This is a genomic window from Brevundimonas vesicularis (assembly GCF_032067225.1).
Taxonomy (GTDB): domain Bacteria; phylum Pseudomonadota; class Alphaproteobacteria; order Caulobacterales; family Caulobacteraceae; genus Brevundimonas; species Brevundimonas vesicularis_F.
Genome location: NZ_DAMBJX010000016.1, coordinates 4,815 through 24,077 on the forward strand (window position 1 = coordinate 4,815; position 19,263 = coordinate 24,077).

Below are 19,263 nucleotides of genomic sequence, written 5' to 3' on the forward strand. Positions count from 1 at the left end.
CTGCCGGATCGGCTGACCGACGGCTGCGTCGCCGGCGCGTCGATCTATACGCCGGTCGAGGGCACGCGGGTCGATGTGCGCGACACCTGTCAGGTCGGCACGCCGGACGGCAAGGAAAAGGCCATCGGCGGACGGGGTGAAATCCTCGATCCGGGCACCAACGCCAAGCTGAGGGTCAAGTATCTGGCTGGGTTCGTAACCTGGGACTATTGGGTGCTGGATCGGGCGGACGACTACAGCTGGTTCATCTCGGCGGATCCGACCTTCAATCGCCTGTTCATCTACACGCGCGACCTGCCTAGCGAGCAGCAGGTGCGCGCCTTGACCGAACGGGCGCGGGCCCTTGGGTATGATGTCAGTCGTCTGGAGTTCCCGGCCCAACCGGCGCGTTAAGGATCAAAGGCCATGCGCTCGACACGGACGGTCTTGTTCGCCTCGACACTGCTCGCGACGGTGATCGGTCTGGGGGCCTGCGCGGGCGGGACAGCTTTGCCCGTCGTGGCGGGGTTTGGTCCGGACCCGCAACTGCCGGCGCCGCGTCGGGGCTTGCTGCCGACCGTCAACATCGCCCCGGCGTCGAGCTGGCCCGAAGGCGCGACGCCGGTCGCGGCGGCGGGATTGCGCGTACAGGCGTTCGCGACAGGCCTGGATCACCCGCGCTGGCTCTATCGCCTGCCCAATGGCGATATTTTGGTCGCGGAGTCGAATGCACCGCCCAAGCCCGAAGACAAGAAGGGCGGTCTGCGTGGCTGGGTGATGGGCAAGGTCATGGCCAAGGCCGGCGCCGGCGTCCCGAGCCCCAACAAGATCGTCCTGCTGCGGGATGCGGACGGCGACGGCGCAGCGGAGATCAGGAGCGATTTCCTGACCGGCCTGAACTCGCCCTTCGGCATGGCTCTGGTCGGCGATCGGCTCTACGTCGCCAATGCCGATGCGGTGGTGGCCTTCCCGTATCGGAGCGGCCAGACGCGCATCGACGCTGCGGCGACGAAGGTCGCGGACCTGCCCGCCGGCCGCAATCACCACTGGACCAAGAGCCTGGTCGCCAGCCCGGACGGCCGGCGGCTTTATGTCGGGGTCGGCTCCAACTCCAACGTCGGCGAAAACGGCCTGGATGAGGAAGTCGATCGCGCCGCCATCCTGGAGATCGATCCGGCCACGGGGGCGCGGCAGGTCTATGCCTCGGGCCTGCGCAATCCGGTCGGCATGGACTGGAACCCGCAGACCGGCCAGCTGTGGGTGGCGGTCAACGAGCGTGATGAAATCGGCGACGATCTGGCGCCCGACTATATGACTTCGGTCACGCCGGGCGCCTTTTACGGCTGGCCGTGGAGCTATTACGGTCAGACGGTCGATACGCGTCCGCCCGCCAATCCTGCGATGGTCGCGCGCGCGATCCGGCCGGATTACGCCCTGGGCGCGCACACGGCGTCGCTGGGGCTGACGTTCGGACAAGGCGCGAGCCTGTTGCCGCCAGCGCTCCGCTCGGGCGTTTTCGTCGGCCAGCATGGATCGTGGAACCGCAGCGTGCGCAGCGGCTACAAGGTGATCTTCGTGCCTTTCGTCGATGGGCGTCCCGCCGGGCCGCCGCAGGACGTTCTGACCGGATTTCTGAACGCCCAGGGTCAGGCTCAGGGCCGGCCCGTTGGGGTGCAGATCGACCGGCAAGGCGCGCTGCTGGTCGCCGACGACGTGGGCAATGTCATCTGGCGCGTCAGCGGCGCCTGAACCTCGATCATGAAAAAAGCCCCGGCCGAGGCCAGGGCTTTCCATTATTCTGCTGAGATCAGTTCAGCGGCTGGACCGTGATCGCCGGAGCGGCGGGCGTGGTCACGACCGGAGCCGGAGTTGAGGCTGCGGGCGCGGTGTTCAACTGGCTGGTGCTCGAGGGCGAAGCCGCCGGCGCGGCGTAGGGTTGCGGACCCACAGGCGTAGCCGGCGTCTCAACACGGGCGGCGGCGGGCCGTTCAACGGCTGGCGCAGCGCGACGGGCCACGGGTTCAGCGCGGCGAGCGACCGGGGCAGGCGCGGCGGCGGGCGTCGGGGTCGCAGCCGGCGTGGGCGCGACCTCGGCCGGGGCGGGCGTGACCGGCGCCTGGGCGGCCGTCATCGCGGCGGGCGCGGTCTGCATGGCCGGTGCGGCGGTCTCGGCGGGCTGGGCCGGAGCGGCCTGTTCGCCGCCCATCATCATGGCGACGCCGCTGCCCAGCAGCACCACGGCGCCGATCGGAGCGAGGATCATCCAGGTCTTCACCGACTTCTTGGACTTGGTCGTGCGAGCGTAACGCGGGACGAAGGTCGTGTCGTCAGCGCGGGCTTCGGTATTGGCGTTGGCATAGGTCATAGACATTGTTTGTGTCCTCCATAACGTCGATCAACCAACCCGCCGTTCCGCAACGCCGTTCCGCGTAAAGCGCAAAAGCCCCGAAGAAACACCGTTTCCGCCCGGAATGGGGCGAAGACCGTGCGCGCGGCCGCCGCATTTGCCGTCAATGCGGCAATAAAAAGCAGGGCGGTGCTCTGGATTTCCGCCGCGTCAACCGAACAAATGGATCACGGCTGGACGGCAATTCATCAGGTTCGCGAAGGATTGCGGACCCTACGGTTGACCCGACCGGCCGCCTTCGTCCATCACCGGACGGGAGCGAACACGCATTGACCGGAGTACGGCGCGCATGGGTTTTGTAGCCAATATCCGTAGGGATGTCCGGTTCGCGCGCGGCCTGTTCCGTCTGTTGAAACGCATCAAGCCGATCGAGTTGGACAGCGACGTCCTGCTCTGCGACGACTTCGAAGAAGCCGTCGACAAGTTCGCCGACAACATCGCCATCGACGACGGTCAGCGCACCCTGACGTATCGCGACCTGGACGCCATGGCCAACCGCTTCGCCCACTGGGCCAAGAACCGGGGCCTGCGTCGCAGCGATACCATCGCCCTGATGATGACCAACCGGATCGAGTATCTGGCGGCGTGGATCGGCTTCTCCAAGGTCGGCATCGCCACGGCTCTGATCAACACCAATCTGAACGGGCAGGGGCTGGCCCACTGTCTGGCCATCTCCAAGGCGTTCAATGTCGTCGCGGACGAGGACTGCTGGCGTCAGATCGAGGAGGCGCGGCCTCTGGTCGACCACAACCTGGCGCTCTGGGTTCTGGGCCTGACCGACGATCTGGAAACCAGCGACCGTCGCGGCCTGGACAAGCCTGTGCGCGGCGGGTCTTCGGTGCGGCCGTCCAAATCGGCGCGCGAAGGCCTGACCAACCGCGATACCGCCCTTTATATCTACACCTCCGGCACGACCGGCCTGCCCAAGGCGGCGCGCATCCCGCATTCGCGCGCCCGCACCTATATGCGCGCCTTCGCCGGCGCCACGCGTTCGACGCCCGAGGACCGGATCTTCAACGTCCTGCCGCTGTATCACTCGACCGGCGGCTTGGTCGGGGTGGGCGCAGCGCTGTTGAACGGCGCGCGGTTGGTGATCCGCAAGAAGTTCTCGGCCAGCACCTTCTGGCCCGACGTGCGCTCGTCGGGCGCGACCATGTTCGTCTATATCGGCGAGCTGTGCCGCTATCTGGTCAACTGCCCGCCGCACGAGGACGAAACCAAGCACAAGCTGCGTCTGGCGTTCGGCAACGGCCTGCGCGCCGATGTCTGGCCCGACTTCCAGAGCCGGTTCAAGATTCCCGACATCCTGGAGTTCTACGGCTCGACCGAAGGCAATGTCTCGCTGTTCAACTTCGACGGCAAACAGGGCGCGATCGGTCGGGTGCCGAGCTTCCTGAAGTCGCAGATCAATATTCGCCTGGTCGAATTCGACGTGGAGACCGAACAGCCCATCCGCGGCGCGGACGGTCTGTGTCGCCTGGCGCGCGTCGGCGAGGTGGGCGAGGCCATCGGCCTGATCGGCAACGACATCCGCCACGACTTCTCGGGCTATGCCGACAAGGCCGCCTCGCAGAAAAAGATCCTGACCGACGTGTTCAAGAAGGGCGACCGCTGGTTCCGCACCGGCGATCTGATGAAGCAGGACAGGGAAGGCTATTTCTACTTCGTCGACCGGATGGGCGACACCTTCCGCTGGAAGGGCGAGAACGTCTCGACCTCAGAGGTCGAACAGGTGCTGATGGACGCGCCAGGCGTATCCGAAGCCATCGTCTATGGCGTGCCCGTTCCGGCCCAGGACGGCAAGGCCGGGATGGCGGCCCTGGTGGTGGAAGGCAAGTTCGACGCCCAGGCCTTCTCCGACCATGTCGAGGCCAAGCTGCCCGCCTATGCCCAACCGGTGTTTGTGCGGCTGATCAAGTCGGCCGAAACGACCGGCACCTTCAAATACCGCAAGGCCGATCTGGTGGTCGACGGGTTCGATCCGTCCAAGACCGGCGCCGCCCTCTATGTGCGGGGCGGGGCTGCGGGCTATCAGAAGCTGACGGCGGCCGGGCGCAACGCCATCCTGAAGGGCGAAAGCCGTCTGTAACGACCGGCAAGGCGGCGTTCGCGAAACGCCGTCTTAATGATTAATGGCGATAGTCCCGACCTCTCGCGTCAGGATTGTTCGCCTCCATGTTCCAGATCATCGGCATCGTGCTGCTGTTCGGCCTCGTCTTCGGCAGCTACGCCATTTCGGGCGGCAAGTTCGAAGTGATTCTGCACGCCGCGCCGCACGAGCTGATGGCCATCGGCGGGGCTGGCATCGCCGCGTTCCTGATCTCCAACTCGCTGCCGGTGATCAAGGGCTCCATGGCGGGGTTGGGCAAGACCTTCGCCGGGCCGAAGTGGAAGAAGCAGGACTATAAGGACCTGCTGTCGCTGCTGTTCCAGCTGACCAAGACGATGAAGTCCAAGGGCGTGGTGGCGCTGGAAAGCCATATCGAAAAGCCCAAGGAATCGACCATCTTCCAGAAGTACCCCAAGGTGCTGAAGGACCATTTCGCCGTCGACTTCATCTGCGACACCCTGCGGATGATGACGATGAACCTGGAGGATCCGCACCAGGTCGAGGATGCGATGGAAAAGCAGCTGGAAAAGCACCATCACGAGCATCTGGAAAACGCCCACGCGCTTCAGAACCTGGCCGACGGTCTGCCTGCGCTGGGCATCGTCGCCGCCGTCCTGGGGGTCATCAAGACCATGGGTTCGATCACCGAGCCGCCCGAGGTTCTGGGCGGCATGATCGGCGGCGCCCTGGTCGGCACCTTTATGGGCGTGTTCCTGGCCTATGGTCTGGTCGGTCCGTTCGCGGCGCGCCTGACGGCCATCATCAACGAGGAAGCCGCCTACTATAAGATCATTCAGTCGGTGCTGGTCGCCCACCTGCACGGCAACGCCGCCCAGATTTCGGTCGAGATAGGCCGGGGCGACATCCCGTCATCGGCGCAGCCGTCGTTTGGCGAGATGGAAGAGGCGCTGAACAGCATCACCGCCGACTGATCCCGACTTTCCTGATCTTAACTTGCCCTGCCGCGCGCGGCGGCCCTATCGTTTGCGCCAAGAGACGTTCCGGTCTCGCAAGCTTCGGAGACATCTTCATGCGTATCAAAGCCCTCGTCGCCGCATCCGCCGCGCTCTTGGTCCTGGCCGCCTGCAGCAAGGCCCCGGAAGAGAAGGCCGAAGCGCCGGCCACCGATGCGGTCGAGGCCGCAGGCAGTGCTGAAGAAGCCGCCCTGACGGTCGATCAGGCCGCCAAGGACGCCGAAGCGGCGGCCAATCAGGCCATTCAGGAAGACACCGCCGCCCAGGCCGCCACGACGATGCAGGGCGCCGACGCCTCCGCCGCAGCGCCCGTGCCTGTCGCGCCGGCCGAGCCTGCGCACGGTCCGGCCGCCGCCCACTAAGGCCGCGTCGAAACCAAAGCCCGAAGAGGCCGCTCCGACCGGAGCGGCCTTTTTCATGTCGGCGACGAAGGTGCTAGAGCCGCGCGATGACGCCTGATGACGACGCCTCGCCCCTGCTGACCTGGACCGAAGAGGGCGAGCCGCGCTCCGGCCGGTTCGGCGACGTCTATTTCTCCCGAGACGACGGCCTGGCCGAAACGCGGGCGGTGTTTCTGGAAGGTTGCGGCCTGCCGGACGCCTGGATGGGGCGGGATCATTTCACGGTGGCCGAGCTGGGGTTCGGCACAGGGTTGAACATCGCCGCCCTACTGGACCTTTGGCGCCGGACCCGGCCCGAGGGCGGGCGGCTGCACATCTTCTCTATCGAGGGGTTTCCGCTGACGGCGGCGGAAGCGGCGCGGGCGCTGGGCGCCTGGCCCGAACTGGCGGTGGCGACCGAGGCCTTGATCGCAAACTGGCCGGCCGCGACGCCGGGCTTTCACCGGGTGGACCTGCCGGGCTTCGACGCCGTGCTGGACCTGGCGGTGGGCGATGCGGCCTGGGCGCTGGAGCAGTGGTCGGGGGCGGCGGACGCCTGGTTCCTGGACGGTTTCTCGCCTGCGCTGAACCCGGGCATGTGGTCGCCCGACGTGATGGCCTTGATCGCCGAGCGCTCGGCGCCGGGCGCGAGCCTGGCCACCTTCACCGTCGCCGGGGCCGTGCGCCGGGGCCTGGCCGAGCAGGGTTTCGTCGTCGAGAAGCGCCCCGGCCATGGCCGCAAGCGCGAGCGGCTTGAGGCGCGTCTCTCCTCAATGTTCGAACCGTCGCCGCCGCCCAGCGTCGCCGTGATCGGCGCGGGCGTCGCCGGCGCATCGGTGGTGCAGGCCCTGAAGGCGGAGGGCGTCCGGGCGATGGTGTTCGAGGGTGAGCGCCCTGGCGCGGGCGGCTCTGGCTTTCCGGCGGCCCTGGTCACGCCGCGTCTGGACGCCGGCGACCTCGGCATCGCCGCCCTGCACGCCCAGGCGCTGGAGCGGGCGGCACATCTGTATGCCTCGATCCCGGACGCCGTAACCGGCCACGGCGTGCTGCAACTCCCCCAGGCGCCGCGGGATGCGGCCCGGTTCGAAAAGATCGCTCGCCAGCCGATCTGGAATGACGATGACATGGTGGTGCTGGACGACGGGGCGGCGTCAGCCGTCGCCGGCGAAGCAACGGGGCAAGGCGGTCTGCTGATGACGGGGGCACTCGCGGTGCGCCCTGCGACGGTGCTCTCGAAATGGCTTTCGGACGCGGAGACGCGCTCTGAGCGCGTGATACGGCTGGAGCGCGCCGACGGCCGCTGGCGCTTGATTGGCGAAGCCGACGTCGTGCTGGGCGAGGTCGATGCGGTGGTTCTCGCCGCCGGCTGGGGATCGGCCGCCCTGCTGGAAGGGTTCGACCAGACGCCGCGCCTGTCGCCCGTGCGGGGGCAGGCGGACTGGATCGACGGGGACGTGACCATCCACCCCATGGCTTGGGGCGGCTATGCGGTTCCGACGGGCCAAGGCGTGCTGTTCGGCGCGACCCATGACCGGGGCGACACCGACACGGCGCCGCGCGAGGACGACAGCGTACGAAATCTGGCGACCTTGGAAGCGCGCTTGCCGGCGTTGGCCAAGCGCATCACGGCGGCCGGGACGGTGCAGCATCGGGCTGCAGTCCGCGCCACGACGCCGGATCGCCTGCCTGTGGCGGGCGCTCTCGATGACGGACTCTATGTGCTCGGCGGTCTGGGGTCGCGCGGCTTTTGCGTCGGGCCCTTGCTGGGCGAGCATATCGCCGCCCTCGTCCTTGATCAGCCCTCGCCCCTGCCGCGCGATCTGGCGGCGCGCGTGTCGGCCCGTCGGTCTGCGGTTCTGACGGACGCCCTTGCATCGTCCTCGCCGACGCGCGCAGGATGAAGCGGGGGCTTGTTCAGGAGTTGACTATGCATCGCCTCATTCTGTCGTCGGCTGCTCTCCTCGTACTGTCGGCCTGTGCGCCGTCGCCGGGCGTGACGACGGCCAGCCGCGCCGACGCCGGCCAGTGCTTCCGGCCCAATCTGGTGCGCAACTTCACCGCGCCGAACGACCAGACCCTGTATGTTCGCACAGCCGACGCGGGGGTGTTCCAGATCGAAACCCCCTTCTGTCGCGACATGACCCGCGCCCTGTCGATCGCGCTGGAACCTGTCGCCGGATCCAGCCGCCTGTGTCCCGGCGATCAGGCCTCACTGCTCAGCCCGGCGACGGGCCCTCAACCGTGCCGCGTGCGCATCGCCAGGAAGCTGACGACCGCAGAGATCGAGGCCCTGCCGTCTCGCGATCGGCCCTGACCGAAAACGCTTTCGCAGCCTTCGGGAGAGATTGAATTCTCGCTCGCGCGGGTATGAAATGATTGCCTTGCCTGGGGAGGGAAGAGGATGATCAGAACAGTTGGCGTGGCGGCGATCCTGGCGACGGCGGCGATCGCATCGCCATCGGCGGCCGAAAGCTGGGCTGCGTTTTCACGCAGCGATGCCACCGTCTATCTGGTGGATGTCGATGCGCTGGCGCCGGTAGACGGCGTGGCGACGACGCGCATGGCGCGTGTGCCCGCGCGCGGCGAGGCGACCAATCTCAGCCATGAGACCGAAGAGGTCATGGTGCGGTGTTCGGACGGCCAGTCGCGTTCGGGCGCGACGGTGACCTATGGCGCGGACGGGGCGGAAACCGATCGCTATTCCGAGGACACGCCGTGGGAAGCGACGCCGGCCGGCGGCATCTATGGCGCAATCAAATCCTTCGCCTGTGAGGACATGCGGCCCCAGACGGCGGCCTTCCCGACCATCCAGGCCTTCATCGCGGGCGGACGCGGCCAGTAGGCCGCGCCCTTTCGCCATCAGACGTCGACGGCCGCGTCCAGAGCGTTGTCCTGGATGAACTCGCGCCGGGGTTCGACAACGTCGCCCATCAGTTTGGCGAACAGGTCGTTGGCGTCTTCCTCGTGCTCGACCGAGACCTGCAGCAGGGTGCGGGCGTTGACGTCCAGCGTCGTCTCCCACAGCTGCTCGGGGTTCATCTCGCCCAGGCCCTTGTAGCGCTGGATCGACAGGCCCTTCTTGCCCGCGTCCAGCACGGCGGTCAGCAGGTCCAGCGGACCGCGAATGGTCGTGGACTTGTCCTTGCGGCGGTAGGTGGCGGGGGCGACGAAGACGCCGTCGAAAGCGGCTGCGCGTTCGGCCAGACGACGGGCGTCCAGCGAGCGGATCAGGGTCTCCTCCAGCACGATGGTCTCCTGCACCGCGCGACGGGTGCGGGTGAAGACCACGGCGCCCTGCTCGCCCGGCGCGCCCGTCCACTCGCCATCGCCCTCTTCGGCATAGAGGTTCAGGCGCACGGCGGCGGCGGCTGAGGCGGTCGCCATGTCCGAATGCTCTGCGAACAGACCGGCGAGCGCCGCCTGTTCGATAGCGAAGGCGGGGGCGCGTTGGCTGAGGCGATCGACGCTGGCGCTGAAGGCCTTGGCCTCGCGCACCAGGGATTGCAGGTCCAAGCCCAGTCGACGCTCGCCGGTGGACAGGTCCAACTCCGCCTCTGACGAACCTTCCTCGATCAGATAGGCGTCCATCTCGGCCTGATCCTTCAGGTAGCGCGACTGCTTGCCCTTGGAGACCTTATAGAGGGGCGGCTGGGCGATATAGACGTGGCCGCGCGTGATCAGCTCGGGCATCTGACGATAGAAGAAGGTCAGCAGCAGGGTGCGGATGTGGGCGCCGTCGACGTCGGCGTCGGCCATCAAAATGATCTTGTGATAGCGCAGCTTGTCGGCGTTGAAGTCGTCGCGTCCGATGCCGGTGCCCAGCGCCAGGATCAGCGTCCCGATCAGATCCGACGACAGCATCCGGTCAAAGCGCGCGCGCTCGACGTTCAGGATCTTGCCGCGCAGAGGCAGGACGGCCTGGTTCTCGCGGTTGCGCGCCTGTTTGGCCGAGCCGCCGGCGGAATCACCCTCGACGATGAACAGTTCGGACTTGGCTGGATCGCGCTCCTGGCAGTCGGCCAGCTTGCCCGGCAGGCTCGAGATTTCGAGCGCGGACTTGCGCCGCGTCAGGTCGCGGGCCTTGCGGGCGGCCTCACGCGCTGACGCCGCCTCGATGATCTTGGCCACGATCTGCTTGGCCTCGACCGGATGTTCCTCGAACCAGGTCGAAAGGCCTTCCGAGCACAGGCTTTCGACGGCCGGACGCACTTCGGAGGAGACCAGCTTGTCCTTGGTCTGGGAGCTGAACTTGGGATCCGGCACCTTGACCGACAGGACGCAGGTCAGGCCCTCGCGCGCGTCCTCGCCGGTGACGGAGACCTTCTCCTTCTTGCCGGCGCCCGAGCTCTCGATATAGCCGCCCATGACGCGGGTCAGGCTGGCGCGGAAGGCCGACAGGTGGGTGCCTCCATCCCGCTGGGGGATGTTGTTGGTGAAGCACAGCATGGTCTCGTGGTAGCTGTCGTTCCACCACAGGGCGAGATCCAGTTCGATCCCTTCCTTCTTGCCGCGAATGACGATGACGTCCTTCAGGATCGGCGTCTTGGACTTGTCGAGGTGGCGCACGAAGGCTTCGACCCCGCCCTCGTAGTGCAGGATCATCTCGACCGGCTCGGCGTGGCGCTGGTCGGCCAGCTTGATGACCACGCCCGAGTTCAGGAAGGCCAGTTCGCGCAGACGGTGTTCCAGCGTCTTCAGGTCGAAGTCGATGTGGCTGAAGGTCGTGACAGACGGGAAGAAGGTGACCTCGGTTCCGCTCAGCGGCTTGCCGGTGTCCTCGCGAATGGGGGCGTCGCCGGTGACTTCCAGCGACTTGACCGTGTCGCCGCGCTCGAAGCGCATCTGGTGCGCCTTGCCGTCGCGATAGATCTTCAGCTCCAGCCAGTCGGACAGGGCGTTGACCACGGACACGCCCACGCCGTGCAGACCGCCGGACACCTTGTAGGAGTTCTGGTCGAACTTACCGCCGGCGTGCAGCTGGGTCATGATGACCTCGGCCGCCGAAACGCCTTCGCCTTCGTGGATGCCGGTGGGAATGCCGCGGCCGTTGTCGGTCACGGTGACCGAGCCGTCGCTGTTCAGGATGACCTGGACCAGGTCGGCGTGGCCGGCCAGGGCCTCGTCGATGGCGTTATCGACCACCTCATAGACCATATGGTGCAGGCCCGAGCCGTCGTCGGTGTCGCCGATATACATGCCGGGGCGTTTGCGCACGGCGTCCAGGCCTTTGAGAACCTTGATGGAATCGGCGCCGTATTCGGGCAGGTCGGCAATCGGATCGGTCATGAAGTCATTGGCTCTGAAGTCCCGACCGGGACGGGGATGGAGCGCCGGACCCGGCGCTCGAATCGACGGCGGGATCGCACCGCGCCGAAGCCCGCAACATATAGGAAATTCCGGCGAAAAAGCGAGGAATTCCGCGATTGGAGCCTAGTCGGTTTCCAGCGCGCCGCCGGCCACGCGGACGAACTGGGCGCGGCCTTCCAGACCGGCGAACAGGTCGCGTTCGGTCCCGGTCATGAAGGCCTGCAGATCCAGCGCCGTGATCTCGTCGAACAGGGCCGTGCGGCGCGCCTCGTCGAGGTGGGCGGGGGCTTCGTCCAGCAGCAGGATCGGGCGCGCAGCATGATCTGAAAGCCGCGCGATCTGAGCCAAAATTAGGTTCAGGACCAAGGCCTTCTGCTCACCCGAAGAGCCCTCGGCCGCAGGGCGCTGTTTCTCGCGGTGCAGCGCGGTCAGGTCGGTGCGGTGCGGCCCGAACAGCGAGCGGCCGGCGGCGCCGTCGCGGGCGCGGGCCTTGGCCAGGCCCTCGCGGATGGCGGCGGCGATCTCGTCCTCCTCGGCGCCCGCTTCGGCCATCTGTTCGGCGGCGCCGTCCAGACCCAGGTCGGCCTGGGGGAAGGGCCGATCGCTGCGGTCGTCGATGGCGGCCTGAAGCGCGTGCAGGGCGGCGACGCGGGCGAGGGCGGCGCGGGCGCCGGCCTCGCCCAGCCGAACCTCAAGGGCGTCCAGCCAGACGGGGTCGGCTTCACGCCCGTCCTGAGCGTCGTTCAGCAGGCGCAGCCGCTCGCGCAGCGCCTTTTCATAGGCGGAGACGCTGGCGGCGTGGTCGGGATCGGCAGCGAAGACCAGCCGGTCGAAGAACTTCAGCCGCTCGGCGCGCGCGTCCGAGAACAGCCGGTCTTGGTCCGGCGTGGCCCAGACAGGACGCAGATAGTCGAGCAGCCGCCCCGGCTGGGCCGTCTCGCCGTCGATGCGGACGATGCGCCGCGCCGCGCCTGCCGCCTGGACGCCTGTGCCCAGCCGCGTCTCGTCGTCCAGTTCGACCATGACGGCCCAGGCGCGTCCGGTCGCCTCGCCCGGCTCGCGCCGGCCCATCTCGGCGGCGGTGGCGCCGCGCAGCCCCTTGCCGGGGGTCAACAGGCTGATCGCCTCCAGCAGATTGGTCTTTCCCGCCCCGTTCGGCCCATGCAGCACCACGGGGACGGAGGTCATCTCCAGCCGCGCGCCCGCATAGGAGCGGAAGTCGGTGAGGGTGAGGGAGGCGAGACTCAAATCTATCCGCTCATCCCGGCGAAAGCCGGAACCCAATCCGTCATGTGCCGTGACCAGCCTTCCAGGCGTTCATCACGTTCACTAGGCGTTGCGAGTCGAGCTCATAAGTTTGACGAAGCCGTCCGTCCGCTTCCGACGGTAGACCACGAAAAATCCAGAGGCCGATGTTATTTCGACAAGGCTGATTTTTAAGCGCGTACAGCAAGTAGCTGTTGACGTGGATTTTTAGAATCCAGAACCGATCAACATCGATCCAGGGGATCAGGGGGCGTCGCCAAATGCCGGCAACTTTAAAGCCTTCCGTCGAGAGTATGAGGTCGGGCGGGAACGCACGATTGATCAGCGTATGGATCAGGAACCATCCAACGACGGCTAAGCCTACCCAGCCAAAAAATGAAAAGACGACATCATTTGAGCGCAACAGGGCGAAAGCCAGTATGGCATAAGCAGCCATGAACATGATCCGCCAGAGTTCAGGCCAGCGTCGCGCTGCGATAATTCGTTGTCTTTGGCTCACACCCGTAGCGGCATCAGGACATACTGAACGCCCGGATCGCCCGGATCGAGCACCAGGGTCGGGGAGGCTGGGTCGGCGAAGCGGAAGGCGGCGTTTTCACCCGTGATCTGGCCGGCGACGTCCAGCAGATAGCGGGCGTTGAAGCCGATTTCGAACGGTTCGTCGGAATAGCCGATCTCGACCTCTTCCTCGGCCTGGCCGGCTTCCATGTTGCGTACGGTCAGCTTCACCCGGTCGTTGTCGAACGCCAGTTTCACCGAACGGCTCTTCTCGGCCGAGATGGTGGCGACGCGGTCGACGGCCTTGGCGAACAGGGCGTTGTCGATGTCGGCCTGTTTGTCGTTGCCGCGCGGGATGACGCGCAGATAGTCGGGGAAGGCGCCGTCGATGACCTTGGAGGTCAGGGACGCCTCGCCCATCTGGAAGCGGATCTTCTGGGCCGAGACGGTGACCTCCACCGCGCCGCCAGCGTCGTCCAGCAGGCGACGGACCTGATCCACGGTCTTGCGCGGCACGATGACGCCGGGGCCGCCGGCTGCGCCCTCGGGCGCCGGGGTTTCGGCCAGGGCCAGGCGGTGGCCGTCGGTGGCGACGGCGCGCAACAGCGGAATGCCAGCCTCGGCGACCGTGTGCAGATACAGGCCGTTCAGATAGTAGCGCGTTTCCTCGGTCGAGACCGCGAACCGGGTCTTGTCGATCAGACGGGCCAGATCCTCCTTGGGCAGGACATACGAGGCGCCGGCGCTGTCTGTGGACATCACGGGGAAGTCGCCGGCCGGCAGGACCGGCAGGTTGAAGCGCGACCGGCCGGCCGAAACGACCAGGCGCGGATCGTCGCCCGAATAGAGCAGCGAGACCTCTGCGCCTTCCGGCAGCTTGCGCACGATTTCGTACAGGGTGTGGGCGGGAGCCGTGATCTGACCCTCGACCTGAACTTGGGCCTCGGCCTCGTCCACCATCTCCATGTCCAGATCGGTGGCGGCGAAGGCCAGCCGGTCGCGGCCCGCGCTCAGCAGGACGTTGGACAGGATCGGAATGGTGTTTCGACGTTCGACGACGCTCTGCACGTGGCCCAGGGCCTTCAGGAGCGCGGATCGTTCGATGGTCAGCTGCATGTCGTCTCGCCCGGCGCGGCCGACTCGCAAGGCGGCTGCGGTTAAGTGACCTGGGACACTAGCGGATTGCGCGGCGGGAGCAACGGGTCAGACCTGCTGCTCCACAGCTTCAGCCCCGCAACTTGCGCGTCAGGGCCTCGACGTCGCGGGCGATCTGATCGTCCTGCGGCATCAGCTCCTCGATCTTGCGCACGCCGTGCAGGACCGTGGTGTGATCGCGCCCGCCGAAACGACGACCGATGTCGGGGTAGGAACGGGTCGTGTGCTGCTTGCACAGATACATGGCGATCTGGCGCGGGCGGGCGACCGAACGGGTGCGGCGTTCGCTGAGCAGGTCGGCCTGTTTCATGTTGAAGTGGTCAGCGACCGTCTTCTGAATCTCGTCCACGGTGATGCGGCGCTCGGGGCCGCCGCGCATGGCCATGCCCAGCAGGGTCGAGGCTTCGTCGACCGACACTGACGACAGGCGCGCGCCCGCAGCGGCGGCCAGGGTGTTCACGGCGCCCTCAAGCTCGCGCATCGAGCCGGGGGTGCGGTCCACCAACTGGGCCAGGACCTCCGGGTTGGCCTCGCCCTGGACGACGCCCAGGGCCGACAGGGCCTTCAGACGGTTCTGGGCCACGGCGATTTTCAGCTCACGGTCGCCTGCCTCGACCGGGCAGGTCAGGCCGGCGGCGAGGTGGCTGCGCAGGCGCGGCTCGACCTCGGTCAGGGCCATGGGCGCACGGTCGGCCGAGAAGACGATGCGTTTGCCGTCCTCGATCAGGGCGGTCAGGGTCGAGAGCAGTTCTTCCTGGGTCGACGTCTTGCCGCCCACGAACTGTACATCGTCCAGCAGCAGCATGTCGGCCGAGCGCAGGCTTTCCTTGAAGGCGGCGGTCGAGCGGTCCTGCATCGCCTTGACGAAGGTGGACAGGAAGCGTTCGGCGGTCAGATAGACGACCTTGGCCTCGGGACGCAGACGCTGGGCCTCCCAGGCGATGGCGTTCAGCAGATGGGTCTTGCCGTAACCGTAGGGGCCGCAGAAGAAGACGGGGTTGAAGTGACCGTCGGCCCAGCTGGCCACCTGTTTGGCGATGGCCAGGGCGAAGGCGTTGCCCTGGCCTTCGACGAAGCTGTCGAACGTCAGGCGATCCTGCAGACCGGCGGCGCGTACGGCGCGGGCGCCGTCAGCGCTGATGGGGGCGGCGGGCGCCATCTGCGGCGTGGCGGCGAAGGCGGCCAGACGCGGGGCGGCGTCCACCACATTGCCCGGCATCACGGCCGAGGCCGGCGGGGCCGATCCCACTTCGGCGCGGCAGCGCACCTCCAGGCGGCGCGACAGACCGTCCAGGCCCAGCCACAGTTCGTTCATGCGACGCAGCGCGTTCTTGCGCACCCAGTCGCGGGCATAGGCGGTCGGGGTGACCAGGATCAGATGGCCGGCGTTGTCCAGGCGGACCGCCGACGGGGCGATATAGGAAGAGAAGGGACCATCGCCGATTTCAGCGCGCAGGCGCACGGACGCCTCGCTCCAGATGCGGTCCGGATCCGTCAGTCCCGACGTCTTCGTTCCGCCTGCCATCGCCGCTGCGCCCCCAACCATCTTTGCCCGCCCACCTTAGAAAAACCATTCCGACCTTCCGCGCTTCAGGGCGATGGTTCAGGGACGACTTCTCCTGCGCCGAAAAGCGATGCTTTTCGGACGGGGTCTAACCTCTGAACAGACATCTCCCGCCGACGCGAAACATAGGCCTCGCGCCGTCTTCATCCGTGCTGGGATGGAAGTGCGTTAGAGGCCAAAACTTACGCCGCGAGCCGGGTGGGTCAACGCTGATTCGTTGGTCGATTCGCAGTTAAATTGTTTGACTCCGTCAAACCCTGACACCGCTTGGAATTTCGGCCGGATCATGGCTCGACGATCGGTGTTTTCGGATTTGACGGTTAGCGACACAACGCAAAACGGCGAAGGAGCTTGCGCGCCTTCGCCGTTGATATTGCTTTATAATCCCACAACGAAACAGCGACAGCTGTTCCGTCCGCTGTTGGATTAATTTTGGCTCAGGCGGCCGACAGCTTCTTCAGCTGGGCGGCTAGGCGCGAGACCTTGCGCGAGCCGGTGTTCTTATGAACGACGCCCTTGGAGACGGCGCGCATCAGCTCGGACTGAGCCTCGATGAAGGCCGTCTTGGCGACGGCGGCGTCGCCGCCGGCCAGGGCTTCCTGGAACTTGCGCAGATAGGTGCGGACGCGCGAGCGGCGCGCCTTGTTCACTTCGGTACGCGCTTCGATCTTGCGGATCGCCTTGCGGGCGCCGGGGTTGTTGGCCATGTCAAACCTTCGAACGGAAAACGCCGCGGAGCACACGTCCACGGCGCGGAAATCTCAAGAGGGCGGGCCTATAGCCGAAAGCCCGCAGGCGGTCAACGCGGAGTCTTCATCGCTGGACTCCAAGGTTGGGCCAGGACGCCGGTTTGAGCGCGCCTTGCGCGCTATCATCCAAACGCAACCCAACAGGCTTTAACGCGCTTTAGCGGACTTTCCGTCGCAGGTTTTTGCGTTGTGTCGAAAGAGTGCAACGCTTTCACTTTGTTCATGAATTGTGTCGTTTTACGGCCATGTTTGTCCCGTCCTGACAAGGGCTGAAATCATCTCCCGGATCGTCGTTCCATGACCCAGACCGCGCTTCTCCTGCTTGCGCTGGCCCCCGCCGCCGGTGTCGTCCAGCCTGTTCAGGCCCAAACCAATGCGGCCCAGCCGCTAGAAGCCCAGGCGCAGGTCCAGCAGGAGGAGCCGACGGTCGTTCTGCCGGACGTAGAGGTGACGGCGGCGCGGCGCGGGGTGGCCCTGGGCGGGCAGGAACCGATCGTCTCTTACGACACCGCCCAGATCCAGGCCTTCGGCGCGACCAACATCGGCGAACTGATCACCCTGCTGGAGGCCCAGACCCGCAGCGCGCGCGGCGGCTCTCCGGTCTTCCTGGTCAACGGTCGGCGTATCTCGGGCTTCCGCGAGATCCGCGGCATTCCGCCCGAGGCCATCGAACGGTTCGACGTTCTGCCTGAAGAGACCGCGTTGTCCTATGGCTACAGCGCCAATCAGCGGGTGGTGAACATCGTGCTGAAGGCGGACTTCAAGTCTCTGACCGCCTCGGTCAACGTCAGCCGGCCGGAGCAGGGCGGTCGCACGACCACCGCCAGCGAGAACAACGTCCTGCGCATCGCCGGCTCGGACCGCTGGTCGGTCGATATCAACGGCACGACCTCCAACACGCTGTTCGAGACCGAGCGCGACATCGACCGCAGCACGACGGCCGGCGGCGACAGCGAACTGGCCAACGCCTATCGCACACTGTTGCCCAAGACGGACGAGCTGTCGGTGTCGGGAACCTACAAGCGCGACCTGAACGACAAGGTCGGCATGACGCTGAGCGGCAGCGTGGAGGACTCAAACAGCTTCAGCTATCAGGGCCTGCCCAATGTTCAGCTGACCGTGCCGGGGACCAATCCGTTTTCGCCGACCGGTCAGGACGCGACCCTGTTCAGCTATCTGGACCTGCCCGGCACCCTGACGCGCAAGACTGACACCCGCACCGCTGAACTGGGCACGGTGTTCGACGGCTATGTGGGCGATTGGCGCTGGACGGCGACGGGGGAATACAGCCGCGTCGAGACCGACACCACGACGGGGCGAGGCGTGAATGCGACGGCGTTGCGGGCCCTGATCGCGGGCGATCTGACCGTCAATCCGTTCGGCGACCTGACCGACCGGGCCATCCTCAATCCGCGCGACACCGCCAATTCGGTGGCCCAGACCGCGACGGCGGAACTGGTGTTGAACGGGCGTCCCTATGAGCTGCCGGCCGGCGACATCACCTCGACCTTCAAGGTCGGGGCCGGTTATCAATCGCTGGATTCCGAGAGCCTGCGGTTCTCCGAAAGCCTGGGTTCAAGTGTCGCTGTGGAGCGGTCGCAGTCGCGCAACTCGGGCAGCGTGCAGGCCAACTTCGATCTGCCGATCTCCAACGTCGAGCGCGGCGTCCTGCCCAAGATCGGCGACCTGTCGGCCAATCTGAACCTGGCCTATCAGGAGCTGTCCGACTTCGGCGGCGTGTCCTCGGTCGGGGCCGGGCTAAACTGGTCGCCGGTCGAGCGCCTGTCCTTCTCGGCCAACTATTCCGACGAGGGCAAGGCGCCAACGGTCCAGCAGTTGAACGACCCGACAGTATCGACGCCGAATACGCCGGTCTTCGACTTCCGCACCGGTCAGACCGTCGAGATCAACCGCATCACCGGCGGCGATCCCAATCTGCAGGCCGAGGATCGGCGCATCCTGAAGCTGGGCATGAACTGGCAACCGGTGTCGGACAAGGATTTCCGCCTGAACCTGGCCTACACCCGCACCGAGGCGGACAACGAAATCTCCAGCTTCCCGGCCATCACGCCCGACCTTGAGGCGGCCCTGCCGGATCGGTTCGTTCGCGATGCGGACGGCAATCTGGTGTCCATCGACGCCCGTCCGCTGAACTTCTTCAAGCGCGAGCAGCAGGACGTTCAGTGGGGCTTCAACTTCTCGCGCCCGTTCGGCAAGCCGAACCCCGCGGCGGCGGGCGGTCGTGGTCCGGGTGGACGCGGCGGTCCTGGTGGCGGTCCGGGCGGCGGCGGAATGATGATGATGGGCGGACCGGGCGGCCCCGGCGGCCCCGGCGGCGGCGGACGGATGCGCGGGGGACGTGGATCGGGAATGCAGCCCGGCCAAGGCATCTTCAACCTGTCGCTGACCCACACCTGGCGCGTCCAGGACGAGGTCACCATTCGCGACGGTCTGGCGCCGCTGGATCTTCTGGACGGCGATTCCATCTCCGGCTCGGGCGGTCAGTCGCGCCATGAGGTCCAGCTTCAAACCGGCCTGTCCAGAAACGGCGTGGGCGCCTTCGTCAACGCCAACTGGCGCTCGGGCACGACGGTCAATGGCGACGCGCTGGGCTCGCCCGATCTGGACTTCTCGGGCCGGACCACCGTCAATCTGTTCGCCTTCGCCGATCTGACCCAACGCACCTCATGGGTCGAGCGCTTCCCGTTCCTGAAGGGCACGCGGATCGGCTTCGGCGTTCAGAACATCTTTGACGACCGCGTCTCGGTGACCAGCAGCGACGGTCAGACGCCGGTCAACTATCAGCGCGACTATCTGGACCCGCAGGGGCGCGTCTTCCGCATCAATCTGCGCAAGATCCTTTTCTAGAGGATC

Annotated in this window: 16 protein-coding genes; 9 read left to right on the forward strand and 7 right to left on the reverse strand. The window is 66.5% G+C overall.

Annotated features, from left to right (window positions below; translation table 11 throughout):
- On the forward strand, positions 1–393 hold a 393-nt coding region (locus RT123_RS05780), incomplete at its 5' end, for a lipocalin family protein (RefSeq protein WP_313008306.1).
- A gap of 12 nt (positions 394–405) precedes the next feature.
- Positions 406–1,728: a sorbosone dehydrogenase family protein gene (locus RT123_RS05785; RefSeq protein ID WP_313008308.1), complete on the forward strand. Its 1,323-nt coding sequence runs from the start codon at positions 406–408 to the stop codon at positions 1,726–1,728.
- Positions 1,729–1,786: 58 nt separating this feature from the next.
- On the opposite strand, the gene RT123_RS05790 is transcribed toward RT123_RS05785, so the two are convergent.
- A complete protein-coding gene (locus tag RT123_RS05790) occupies positions 1,787–2,350 on the reverse strand; it encodes a hypothetical protein (RefSeq protein WP_313008309.1) in 564 nt (187 codons plus the stop codon).
- Positions 2,351–2,675: 325 nt separating this feature from the next.
- Here RT123_RS05790 and RT123_RS05795 point away from each other — a divergent pair, with 325 nt between their 5' ends.
- The 6 genes from RT123_RS05795 to RT123_RS05820 all read left to right on the forward strand — a co-directional run bounded on the left by RT123_RS05795 (position 2,676) and on the right by RT123_RS05820 (position 8,692).
- Complete coding sequence (locus RT123_RS05795; RefSeq protein WP_313008310.1) at positions 2,676–4,475, forward strand: long-chain-acyl-CoA synthetase; 1,800 nt, start codon at positions 2,676–2,678, stop codon at positions 4,473–4,475.
- Positions 4,476–4,561: 86 nt separating this feature from the next.
- Positions 4,562–5,428, forward strand: coding sequence for a flagellar motor stator protein MotA (motA, locus tag RT123_RS05800; RefSeq protein ID WP_055754172.1), 867 nt, complete (start codon positions 4,562–4,564; stop codon positions 5,426–5,428).
- A gap of 98 nt (positions 5,429–5,526) precedes the next feature.
- On the forward strand, positions 5,527–5,832 hold the full coding sequence (locus tag RT123_RS05805; protein ID WP_066629586.1) for a hypothetical protein: 306 nt from the start codon (positions 5,527–5,529) through the stop codon (positions 5,830–5,832).
- 86 nt (positions 5,833–5,918) lie between these two features.
- Positions 5,919–7,751: a tRNA (5-methylaminomethyl-2-thiouridine)(34)-methyltransferase MnmD gene (gene mnmD, locus RT123_RS05810; RefSeq protein WP_313008311.1), complete on the forward strand. Its 1,833-nt coding sequence runs from the start codon at positions 5,919–5,921 to the stop codon at positions 7,749–7,751.
- Between the two features lie 26 nt (positions 7,752–7,777).
- Positions 7,778–8,164 carry a DUF6491 family protein gene (locus RT123_RS05815; RefSeq protein ID WP_156363173.1) on the forward strand — a complete coding sequence of 129 codons (387 nt, stop codon included), beginning with the start codon at positions 7,778–7,780 and terminating at the stop codon, positions 8,162–8,164.
- Positions 8,165–8,251: 87 nt separating this feature from the next.
- Positions 8,252–8,692 (forward strand): hypothetical protein, encoded by a 441-nt coding sequence (locus RT123_RS05820; protein ID WP_313008313.1) that lies wholly within the window; start codon positions 8,252–8,254, stop codon positions 8,690–8,692.
- A gap of 17 nt (positions 8,693–8,709) precedes the next feature.
- Here RT123_RS05820 and gyrB read toward each other — a convergent pair whose 3' ends face one another.
- From gyrB to rpsT, 6 genes are all read right to left on the reverse strand, one after another.
- Positions 8,710–11,136 (reverse strand): DNA topoisomerase (ATP-hydrolyzing) subunit B, encoded by a 2,427-nt coding sequence (gyrB, locus tag RT123_RS05825; protein ID WP_284877008.1) that lies wholly within the window; start codon positions 11,134–11,136, stop codon positions 8,710–8,712.
- A 144-nt stretch (positions 11,137–11,280) separates the two neighbouring features.
- Positions 11,281–12,411 carry a DNA replication/repair protein RecF gene (recF, locus tag RT123_RS05830; protein ID WP_313008345.1) on the reverse strand — a complete coding sequence of 377 codons (1,131 nt, stop codon included), beginning with the start codon at positions 12,409–12,411 and terminating at the stop codon, positions 11,281–11,283.
- Positions 12,412–12,445: 34 nt separating this feature from the next.
- Positions 12,446–12,859, reverse strand: coding sequence for a hypothetical protein (locus RT123_RS05835; protein ID WP_313008314.1), 414 nt, complete (start codon positions 12,857–12,859; stop codon positions 12,446–12,448).
- Between the two features lie 59 nt (positions 12,860–12,918).
- Entirely contained in the window at positions 12,919–14,037 is a 1,119-nt protein-coding gene (gene dnaN, locus RT123_RS05840) for a DNA polymerase III subunit beta (RefSeq protein WP_055806769.1), read from the reverse strand.
- A 109-nt stretch (positions 14,038–14,146) separates the two neighbouring features.
- Positions 14,147–15,622, reverse strand: coding sequence for a chromosomal replication initiator protein DnaA (gene dnaA / locus RT123_RS05845; RefSeq protein WP_370451926.1), 1,476 nt, complete (start codon positions 15,620–15,622; stop codon positions 14,147–14,149).
- 455 nt (positions 15,623–16,077) lie between these two features.
- Entirely contained in the window at positions 16,078–16,347 is a 270-nt protein-coding gene (gene rpsT / locus RT123_RS05850) for a 30S ribosomal protein S20 (RefSeq protein ID WP_017505938.1), read from the reverse strand.
- A gap of 339 nt (positions 16,348–16,686) precedes the next feature.
- Between rpsT and RT123_RS05855 the strand changes: the two genes are divergently transcribed.
- Positions 16,687–19,257, forward strand: a complete 2,571-nt coding sequence (locus tag RT123_RS05855; RefSeq protein ID WP_313008316.1) for a TonB-dependent receptor — start codon at positions 16,687–16,689, stop codon at positions 19,255–19,257.
- Positions 19,258–19,263 lie beyond the last annotated feature (6 nt).